This window comes from Anabaenopsis arnoldii (genome assembly GCF_028331025.1).
Taxonomy (GTDB): Bacteria; Cyanobacteriota; Cyanobacteriia; order Cyanobacteriales; family Nostocaceae; genus Anabaenopsis; species Anabaenopsis arnoldii.
The window spans coordinates 1-10,510 of the sequence record NZ_JAQMUH010000058.1 but is presented as its reverse complement, the minus strand read 5'-3'; the positions used below and the strand labels follow the sequence as shown (position 1 = coordinate 10,510).

The 10,510-nt window shown below is 43.1% G+C and carries 7 protein-coding genes and 1 pseudogene; 3 read left to right on the top strand and 5 right to left on the bottom strand.

The genetic code is table 11. The features are described 5' to 3' along the window. The 5 genes from PN457_RS04515 to PN457_RS04495 all read right to left on the bottom strand — a co-directional run. The coding region (locus PN457_RS04515; RefSeq protein WP_271731610.1) for a Uma2 family endonuclease at positions 1-498 on the bottom strand (498 nt) is incomplete at its 3' end. A 138-nt stretch (positions 499-636) separates the two neighbouring features. Next, positions 637-1,155: a tetratricopeptide repeat protein gene (locus PN457_RS04510; RefSeq protein ID WP_271731608.1), complete on the bottom strand. Its 519-nt coding sequence runs from the start codon at positions 1,153-1,155 to the stop codon at positions 637-639. Between the two features lie 115 nt (positions 1,156-1,270). Continuing rightward, positions 1,271-2,170: an acetylglutamate kinase gene (argB, locus tag PN457_RS04505; RefSeq protein ID WP_271731606.1), complete on the bottom strand. Its 900-nt coding sequence runs from the start codon at positions 2,168-2,170 to the stop codon at positions 1,271-1,273. Positions 2,171-2,240: 70 nt separating this feature from the next. After that, positions 2,241-3,077 (bottom strand): SWIM zinc finger family protein, encoded by an 837-nt coding sequence (locus PN457_RS04500; protein WP_271731604.1) that lies wholly within the window; start codon positions 3,075-3,077, stop codon positions 2,241-2,243. Between the two features lie 104 nt (positions 3,078-3,181). Further along, positions 3,182-6,406 carry a DEAD/DEAH box helicase gene (locus tag PN457_RS04495; RefSeq protein WP_271731603.1) on the bottom strand — a complete coding sequence of 1,075 codons (3,225 nt, stop codon included), beginning with the start codon at positions 6,404-6,406 and terminating at the stop codon, positions 3,182-3,184. Between the two features lie 481 nt (positions 6,407-6,887). On the opposite strand from PN457_RS04495, the gene PN457_RS04490 reads away from it, so the two are divergent. The 3 genes and pseudogenes from PN457_RS04490 to PN457_RS04480 form a co-directional block, all read left to right on the top strand. Continuing rightward, positions 6,888-9,044 carry a polyribonucleotide nucleotidyltransferase gene (locus tag PN457_RS04490; protein ID WP_271731602.1) on the top strand — a complete coding sequence of 719 codons (2,157 nt, stop codon included), beginning with the start codon at positions 6,888-6,890 and terminating at the stop codon, positions 9,042-9,044. Positions 9,045-9,335: 291 nt separating this feature from the next. Further along, positions 9,336-10,127, top strand: a complete 792-nt coding sequence (locus tag PN457_RS04485) for a segregation/condensation protein A (RefSeq protein ID WP_271731601.1) — start codon at positions 9,336-9,338, stop codon at positions 10,125-10,127. 221 nt (positions 10,128-10,348) lie between these two features. Next, positions 10,349-10,510: pseudogene (locus PN457_RS04480) on the top strand (IS607 family transposase); the annotation flags it as partial.

Here is a 10,510-nt window from a genome sequence, read left to right as displayed (position 1 = left end):
CTGGCCATTTTCTAACTGATAATATTCTATTAATCCTCCCTCTGGTTCAAAAATTACATACACGGGTACTTGTAATATGTGCTGATAAAAAAACCATTTTCCCGGTGGGTAGGTAGGCTTGATTGAATATTCTCCCCCTTCTTTATCTGAGAGAAATTCCATGACTATGGCGGGGATATCTCCCTCTAAATGGGGTGTGTAACTTTTTCTATCTGGTAATATCTCTTTAACTGCGGGTACATATAACCAATCAGGGGCTTTAGCAATAAACTGCCCCTCTACGGTGGCACATAAGCCAAAATTGGTAGCAATTAACATTTGTGGCTCAATCCAACCGGTGATTTCTAAACTTTCCCTTAATGCTCCTGCTAATAGTGGTTGCCCTGTATTATCCACCGGTTCATCCTCTTGTAGATCAAAATCAGGCGGTAACGGTTCCCAGGTGATAACCATTCCTGGAGGTGATGCGGTTTCACTAGTGCGGGTTGTTGTCACCATAAACACTACCTAATATTTATCATCATTATAGTTTTATTGGTTGACGGTTGACGGTTGACGGTTGACGGTTGACGGTTGACGGTTCGACTTCGCTCACCGACTTAGGCATGAGGAGTGTCAAACCTGAGAGTAAAAATTCTAAACACTTAACCAGGCCAAGTATGAGAGTGTTAACACAATAACAACTAGTGCCACCCAAATAAACCGATTATCTTTTGTATTCACCTGGTTAAGGTCTATTATTTCCGGTTCAATAGCTACTTGACGAGTAGATTTAACAGGATTACCAGTAGCACGAATTTTCTGATCATTATCCGATAATTTACCTAAATCGGGTATTTCCGTCATCCACTCACTGGGGCGCTGGAGTTTTGGAGCTTTTAAAATATAAAGTAACCGCTTTGCCTGTTTGCTAGTTTCTGGGAAGGGGTGACGTTGCAGTTCTTGACAAAGATCAATGGCTTCTTGATTCCGTCCAGCTGCTTCATAAGCTGTGACCAGCCAAATTTCTACTTCACCCCCCAGGCGAGAATTGCGAGATAATAGGGCGCTGGCTTGTTGCAAATTTTCCACAGCTTCTCGATATTGCCCATTTTCAATGTTAAGTTTTCCTGTCTGGTAAAGACTTCTGGCAATTTCTAAATTTTCTGTACTCACCTGTTATACACCAACAACTAGACATTGGTCAGTCTGGGTTAAATCTCAATAGCGATCGCACATGAGGGTTAATACTTGACGATACCCAGAATATCCACAAGGCGATCGCAGTTAATTATTTTGAGGCAAACTGGGAACCGAGAATCATAGTACCAATACCACCATCAGTAAAAACCTCTAGGAGTAGGGCGTGGGGAATGCGACCATCAATAATATGTGCTGCACTTACACCTTGAGCGAGCGATCGCACACAACAAGTTACTTTAGGAATCATACCACCACTAACTATACCATTAGCAATTAGCTCCCGCGCTTCGCGGATATCCACTTTAGGAATCAAGGTAGACGGGTCTTTATAATCTTTAAGAATACCGGGGGTGTCAGTCAATAAAATTAACTTTTCCGCACCCAGGGCGGCTGCAATTTCCCCCGCTACCGTATCAGCATTAATATTATAAGCTTGTCCATTCTCGTCCGTAGCTACGCTAGACACTACCGGAATATAGCCACTACTAGAGAGAGTTTCCAAAACTTTGATATTTACACTACTGACTTCCCCCACAAAACCAATACCTTCTTGCTCCTGGGGGCGGGCTGTAATTAGGTTACCATCTTTACCACATAGTCCCACCGCCAAGCCCCCAGCGCGGCTAATGAGGGAAACAATTTCCTTATTGACTCGACCCACTAAAACCATTTCCACCACATCCATGGTGGGAGCATCGGTGACGCGCAAACCATTTTTAAATTGTGCTTCAATGCCCAGTTTATTTAACCAACTATTAATTTCAGGACCGCCCCCATGTACCAAAATTGGACGCAAGCCAACGCAGGATAAAAAAACAATATCCCGTATAACCTTGTCCTTGAGGTTACTATCTTTCATGGCAGCACCGCCATATTTAACAACAACAGTGCGACCTACAAATTGTTGAATATAAGGTAGTGCTTCGCTGAGTACACGTACGCGGGTAGCTTCTGTTTGCCTGATGTATTCCGAATCGTTTTCCATCACGAGGGGCTATGAGATTTTAAACTTATCTAGTCAGTTTAAAAGAATTTGTCACCTACAACAATATTTCAGATCAACCCCCTCCTATATTCATCGCTGCTAACATTGCTTGCTGACTGACCTGTTGATAAACAGTACCTAAACATCTGGTCACCACATCACCGGAGGTCGGACCAGCTAAACTTTCTTCTGTTTTCCCTAAAGGAATCGCCCCTAATACATCTAATACGGTCTCGCTACTTGATGGGGTAATTACCACCAATGAAGAATCTAGGGGCTCATTGTATTGCCAGAATGAACTCAGGTTAACAGAATATTGGGGCTGTGTCTGTGGTGGTTGAATCTGGGGTGTTTTAGGTGCTGTAACTTCCACCTTAGCACGGCGTAATTGACGTAAATCACTGATAATTTCCTCTTTAGCGCGTCCCCGTAGTTGAAACAACACAAATGGGTCTTCACTAAAGCGATCGCCTAACTGATAGTATACAGCACCAATATGCTTACAGGGGTTTGCTTTATCAGGACAAGAGCATTTACTGTGCACATCAGAGAGGGTAAAAGGAAACAAAGACAAACCATTGGCTGTAAACACTTCCTCAATATTTTGCGGCATTTCCCCTGCTAACAACTTGGCTGCAAAAATTGCCCTGTGGGACATACTTTCAATCACATAACCCCACTCTTCCTGGGTGAAATGATCGAGAGACAGAGAAACCTTATAGGGTTCAGTTTCAGTACCTTGGACTCTAGCTAGTACCTTTGCACCTTTAAACTCTATATTGAGAACATTTCCTTGACGAGAATAATTTCTCGCCCGTTCCAAACGCTTTTTAAAGCGATAAGAATCCAGTAACTCTAGCCATTTTTGTGACCACCATTCACGGCTTGCCTGTAACGTTGCATGATTCATAATCTTTCTGTAAAATTAACTTATATTTTACTTGATTTATGGGTTAATTTTTGTGACATAAACTAACGGCAAGCTCAATTGCCTTTTGACAAAGCCTTTTCCTGCTAATCTTCTTCAATTATGGCGCTGCGATCGAGTATTAAGAGGTTACGTAATTGGTCTGTATCCATTTCCGTGAGCCACTCCTCACCCGCGCCAACTACCTGTTCAGCTAATTGTTTTTTACTTTCAATCATCTCGTGTATTTTTTCTTCCAATGTGCCAGTACATACGAATTTATGCACTTGCACATTACGAGTTTGACCAATGCGAAATACTCTATCAGTAGCTTGATTTTCAACCGCAGGATTCCACCACCGATCAAAGTGAAATACATGATTAGCCCTGGTTAAATTTAATCCTACACCACCGGCTTTTAAAGAAAGAATCATAATCGGCGGTCCTTGGGGGTCGTGTTGAAAACGGTCAATCATTTCTTCCCTTTGTTGTTTACTAGTACGACCATATAAAAATAATATCTCTTTACCCATTTTTTGCTGTAAATCAGCTTGCAATAATTTACCCCATTCAGCAAATTGGGTGAAAATTAAAGACCTATCTCCCTCTTCCAAAGCCACGCTTAACATTTCTTCCAGTCGTAGTAGTTTGGCAGAAGTATATTGTTCTAATGTCCCTAATTTTAAATATTGGGCTGGATGATTGCAGATTTGTTTGAGTTTAAGCAGTAAGCCTAAAATCATCCCTCGCCGTTGCAACCCTGATGCAGATTCAATCTCTGCCAAAGATGCTTCTACTACTTCTTGATAAAGTGCTGCTTGTTGTGCAGTCAGACCACAAAAAACCGTCATTTCTTGCTTTTCTGGCAAATCTTGAATAATATCACGGTCTGTTTTTAGACGGCGCAAAATAAACGGTTGTACTAAACCCCGCAACTGATTTAAAGATGACGTGTCACCATACTTTTCAATTGGTATAGCAAACCGTCTCTGGAAGAATTGCCGATTTCCCAAATACCCAGGATTGAGAAAATCTAAAATTGACCACAGTTCTTGGAGTTTATTTTCTACTGGTGTACCGGTTAGGGCTATGCGAAATGTAGTTTTTAACTCCCTGACAGCCTGGGATTGTTTAGCTTCTGGATTTTTGACATTTTGAGCTTCATCTAATACAACTACCTGCCAATCAACACCTTGTAAAATTTTCATATCCCGGTGAATCAGGGAGTAACTAGTAATAATGACATTGTGTTTTTTAACTGCTTCTACAAAAGCTTTACCCTTGAGACGTTTATCACCGTGGTGCTGCAAAACTTTCAGGTTAGGAGCAAATTTTTTAATTTCTCGCTCCCAGTTACCTAAAATAGAAGTTGGACACACCAGCAGGGTGGGATTTACTAGTGCGTCTTGTTCCTGGAGGTGCAGTAAAAAAGCAATTAACTGAATGGTTTTTCCCAGTCCCATATCATCTGCGAGACACGCACCCAACCCCCAACGTTCTAAGAACCCTAGCCAAGCTGCGCCCCTTTGTTGATAAGGTCGTAACTGTCCTTGAAAATTAGTAGGTGTCGGTAGAGGTGCGATGACCTGGTTATTGGTTAAGGCTCCAATTAATTCTTGCAATGTTCCTGATGCTTCAAAGCTGACCACAGGTAACTTTTCAATGGACTGGGTATCTCCAGAACCCAGACGTAAAGCATCTTCTAAGGAAAGTGCCATTTTGTCTTTACGAGCGGCAAAAAATGCCTGTGCGGTTTTAATATCCTGGGGTCGCAACTCTACCCACTCGCCATTAATTTCTACCAGTGGACTATTTAAAGCTACAAGTTTATTAAACTCTGTTTGAGAAATTGTCTGCCCACCAATTGCCAATTGCCATTGGAAATTCAGTAGACTTTGTAAACCTAAGCGTCCCTGCTGATTATTTGGGGTTTGAGCGGTGATTTTTAACCCCAAACGATTCGCCCAGCCTCCACCGTTTGCCAAACTAGGAGGCAAAATTACGCCTAAACCACTATCTTCAAACCGCCACGCCACTGACTTAATAAATTCGTATGCTTGCAATGGGTTAAGGTGACAAGATTGGGGATATTCTGTTTCTAAACTGGGTGCAATAACTGGATACAATCTTGAAGCTAACCCCAACCCGCGCAATAATGTTTCTTGGGGTTGATGAATGGTGCGGTTTTGATTAACTAATTGCTCCACGGGGTGATCCCAAATGGTTGCTGCATCTACTAAGAAATCAGGATCATTTGCTGCTTGTAGAAAATATGCCAATGTCCAATCAGTACCGCCAGATGCCGGGGGAAGCAGCTGGAAACAGCAGCGAAATAAGGCTGTTCCTGACAATTGGTACTGTAATGGCATAGTCCAAGCTTTCAGCCCTGCTTCGAGTCTTTCTACTTCCAGCGCATCTGCATTAAAGGTGTCAGAGGTACTAGTTAAAGCTTGCAACCACTGTCGCACCGCTGAGGGTAGAGATGCCATTACTCTGGTTTCTAATAGAGGTTGATCTGCTAATATCTCTCGCACTTGGGCATCTACTATACTGTTGAGAAAGCCCAGCAATAATTCCTGTGGTTGAGTGGGGAAGTCTAGGGCTAAGTATTTTTCTTCTAACTCAGGAGTTGTTTGATAAGTACGACAAGCCAATGGCATCTTGGCGGCAAATTTTTCTAAGCGTGTTCCGTCTATAGCACTGTCTAAGAGGACTTGCCATTTAGCAACAATAGAACCATCAGACTGCCTTTGAATAGTTGGCAAAAACTTACACCGGGAAATTAAATCCAAACTCCAACGCGCAACCTGTGACCAGAAACGTAGGTCTCCAGCGAATAAAGTATCCCCCTCGGTAGCAGCATTTAAGGGCACAGTGGCCAGAAATTTTATAGCGGCGGTGGGGTGAAGACAAAAACCCTCGACTCGCCAGGGTTGGAGATATTGGGGTAAGTTAATTTCAGATGCCAAGGTACCAGAATGTAAGGGGCAAATAAATCCTATTTCTTGCTGATTGTTTTCCGGGATATGAGTTGGTAAGGCAATTATTTGAGAGTGGGTTGGTAGACTGAGTGGAGTAGCAGTTGTACTTTTACGAGTTTGCCGACTGGTTGTCACTGCAACTTGGTTTTGCTGGACTAAATCGGAAATTGTGATGTTCTGAGAAACCAACCATTCACACAACTCTAATGGGTTGATAGCCAGTGGATGTAGTGGTGTGTGTGGAGATGCACTAGTCTCGATGTTTATGCGCGATGAACGCCAAGTTTCTCCCCAAATAAATAAACAACTATTTTCAGGCTTTCCTAACCAATTTCCGTGTAAAATTGTCATCTTTTAACTACTAAAGTTCCTGTAAAATAAACTAATAAATCTCTTGGCGGTATTTGATATGCAGCCAAACTTCCCCAGTATGCGGGGGATATTTGCAACGCTGGTTTTATTGTACAACCAGGCTTACGCGGTCAGGGTTGAGAAAGGTTTCTGGGCGAATATATAGTATTTCCCATGCTCGTGAGGTACATTTTTTTAGTTTGAGGGAACAGGGAACAGCGAACAGGGAACAGGGAATAGGGAATAGGGAATTGGTGTGTACTTCATGAGCCTGAAAAAGGCTATATGCTGGTGATAGCAGCAAACCTGACAGTGAAGCTATGCTCTGGGCAGTTAGCGGGGAGGATAAGAGGATAATATTATATCGTGCTTGGTGCTCAAGGACTTATTTATCTTTGTGTGTACTAGAAGTCAGTCTGAGAGCATAAATGTTAGGATTGCCACAGAGAGAGAATAGAGAAAGAGAAGGAAAAAAAACTGAATGGCAGAAGTTGATAAGTCAATATCCTTCGATGGTAGGGATATTAGACTAAAAGTGGGCTTACTAGCTCCCCAGGCTGGTGGGTCAGTTCTGATAGAATCGGGGGACACATCTGTTTTAGTAACCGCTACGCGAGCAAAGGGTCGAGAAGGAATTGATTTTCTTCCCCTGACAGTAGATTACGAAGAACGACTGTATGCTGCAGGTAGGATTCCCGGAGGGATAATGCGGCGAGAGGGACGTCCACCAGAGAAAACAATTCTGACTAGCCGGTTGATAGACCGTCCCATGAGGCCTTTGTTTCCTTCATGGTTGCGGGATGACCTGCAAATTATTGCTTTTACGCTGTCCATGGATGAGTTGGTACCACCAGATGTCCTCGCAGTTACTGGGGCGTCTATTGCTACCCTGATAGCACAAATTCCCTTTAATGGGCCTATGGCAGCAGTACGGGTAGGCTTAGTGGGTGATGATTTTATTATTAACCCTACCTATGCAGAAATTCAAAGCGGAGACTTGGATCTGATAGTGGCTGGTTCACCCCACGGTGTGATCATGGTGGAGGCGGGAGCCAATCAATTGCCAGAGCAAGATATTATCGAAGCAATTGATTTTGGTTACGAAGCAGTTAGAGATTTAATCCAAGCCCAGGAAGATTTATTGGCGGAAATGGGTCTGCAAGTTGTGCAAGGAGAAGCACCAGAGGTAGACCTGACTGTGAGCAATTTTATCCGCGATCGCGCCAGCGATGAGATTAAGAAAATCCTATCTCAGTTTGAATACAGCAAAGCCCAACGGGATGAAGCGTTGGACGCTGTGAAGGAAAAAATTACTAGTGCGATCGAGGAATTACCAGAAGAAGATGAGGTTCGAGTTGCTGCGATCGCAAACGGTAAAGGAATAGGTAATCACTTTAAAGACATAACCAAGCACTTGATGCGTCGTCAAATCATTGAAGATAACGTCCGCGTTGACGGTCGCAAACTCGATGAAGTCCGTCCTGTTTCTTGTCAAGTTGATGTGTTACCCAAACGAGTCCATGGTAGTGGTTTATTTAACAGGGGATTAACCCAAGTACTATCCACTTGCACCCTTGGTACTCCTGGAGATGCTCAAAGTCTCAACGACGACTTGCAATCAGACCAATGTAAACGCTACCTGCATCATTACAACTTTCCGCCTTTCTCCGTGGGGGAAACTAAACCTATGCGTTTTCCAGGAAGGCGCGAAATTGGTCATGGTGCTTTAGCAGAGCGGGCGCTGATACCTGTGCTACCACCAAAAGAAAAATTCCCTTACGTGATTCGTGTCGTATCGGAAGTGCTTTCTTCTAACGGTTCTACTTCTATGGGTTCGGTGTGTGGTTCCACTCTATCATTGATGGCTGCTGGTGTACCAATTATCAAACCCGTGAGCGGTGCTGCAATGGGTTTGATTAAAGAAGATGACGAGGTGCGAGTTCTCACTGATATTCAGGGCATTGAGGACTTTTTAGGCGATATGGACTTTAAGGTAGCCGGGACAGATACCGGTATTACCGCCTTGCAAATGGATATGAAAATCCCCGGTCTGTCATTGGAGATTATTGCCCAAGCCATCCACCAAGCTAAATCAGCCCGGTTGCATATTCTGGAGAAAATGCTCGAGACTATCCAAGAAGCACGTCCTGAAACCTCACCCTATGCCCCGCGTTTATTGACTATCAAGATTGATTCAGACATGATTGGTCTGGTGATTGGGCCTGGAGGGAAAACAATTAAGGCTATTACTGAAGACACTGGTGCTAAGATTGACATTGAAGACGATGGAACCGTCACCATTTCCGCTGTGGATGAAAGCCGCGCTAAGAAAGCCCGTAACATCATTCAAGGTATGACTCGTAAGTTAAATGAAGGTGATGTTTATGTAGGGCGTGTGACTCGGATTATTCCCATTGGTGCATTTGTAGAATTTCTGCCTGGAAAAGAAGGTATGATTCACATTTCTCAACTAGCTGACTATCGCGTTGGCAAAGTTGAAGATGAAGTGGCCGTTGGAGATGAAGTAATTGTCAAAGTGCGAGAAATTGACAATAAAGGACGGATTAATCTCACACGTTTAGGTATACACCCAGATCAAGCGACTGCGGCGCGAGAAGCTGCGGCTGTGAATCGCTAATATCGATTGGGGATTTTAGATTTTTATCTAAAATCCGCGATGCCTGGAGACTAGGCATCGCGGTTGGTTTGTGAAATTTAAATCATAAAAACTGATCACCGTTCATAAAATACTCAATAAATCTACTGTTTTACCTTTGTAGTCTTAGTCCAAAGTCCTAAAACTACAGGCACAAACGGCTGTGCCTCGATCCCATCCAGAAAGTTTGAGATTACTTGGATGTTGCTACTTGACGTAGGGGAAAGTTAAATATATCCAGAAAATCTTTGATTAAGGTTTTTCGTAAATTTTATGGATGCTTCCGAGTTATTAGCAACAATTACACAGCTCATTGAGCAGGCTGAACAAGGCGACATCGATCCTTGGGATGTTGAAGTAATTAAGGTGATTGACCGTTACCTAGAATTAATGGCACCGGAGGACACACCTAAAGGCTATGAGTCAGATTTGTCGCAATCAGGACAAGCTTTTTTGTCAGCATCGATGCTAGTCTTATTTAAGGCCAACACTTTGATGCAATTATCTTCAGTGGAAGAGGTCGAGGATGATATAGCAGATGATGCCATCTTATTCAGTGAAGGTGGGTTATTACATCATGCTCATCGTCTGCAATTAGAGCGGCACTTGCGGCGCCGTCCCTCAGCAATGCCACCGCCAAAGCGTCGTGTGACTGTGCAAGAGTTAATCAAGCAATTGCAAATTATGGCGCACCAGCTAAAACTGGTTGAGAAATCTAGTAAGCGTGTTTCCCCCCACCGTCACCCCAGATGCCAAAATATGCGGCAGGCCCTAGAGTTAGCTCACCAGGAAAATTTGACCGAGGTAGCTGGAGAACTAGAGCAAGTGTTGCATTCTTCTAGAACAGAGCTATTATTAGGAGAAAATTGTTTGAGTCTAGAACAACTGGTAGATTTGTGGACTCAAACAAAGCAAGCACAGCAAAATACTTCTAGCCATGAGTCAGAAAACCGCCCCCTAGTTAGCGTTTTTTGGGCTTTACTACTGCTGTCGTCTCAATCTAAAGTCGAGTTATTACAAGACGAGTTTTACCAGGACATTCAAATTCGCCTACTGACAGATTGACCCAATTGACACTTCCCGTATGCTTGGTGACGGGGATTCTTGTTTGATCCGTCTCCCCTAGAGACGTGTAACTAATTGTAAATTAGTTGCTTAAAACGAGGAAATATTACTAAATCACGCTAGACTAAAAGTAGTTGATTTAATGAAGTTTTGATGCAGCATGTCACTCCCAAGGAAAACGACAACTTGAACACTTACGCACAAGATATCCAGAGGCTGAAATTATTTCAGAAGTTGGAAGGGGACTCAATTTTAAACGGAAAAAATTCCTCGCCATTCTGGAACGAATCATCGACGGCGATATCCAACGTATTGTCTTTCCCCACCCTGACCGACTTGTCCGATTCGGATTTGAATTGGTTAGGTGGTTATGCACAAAATTT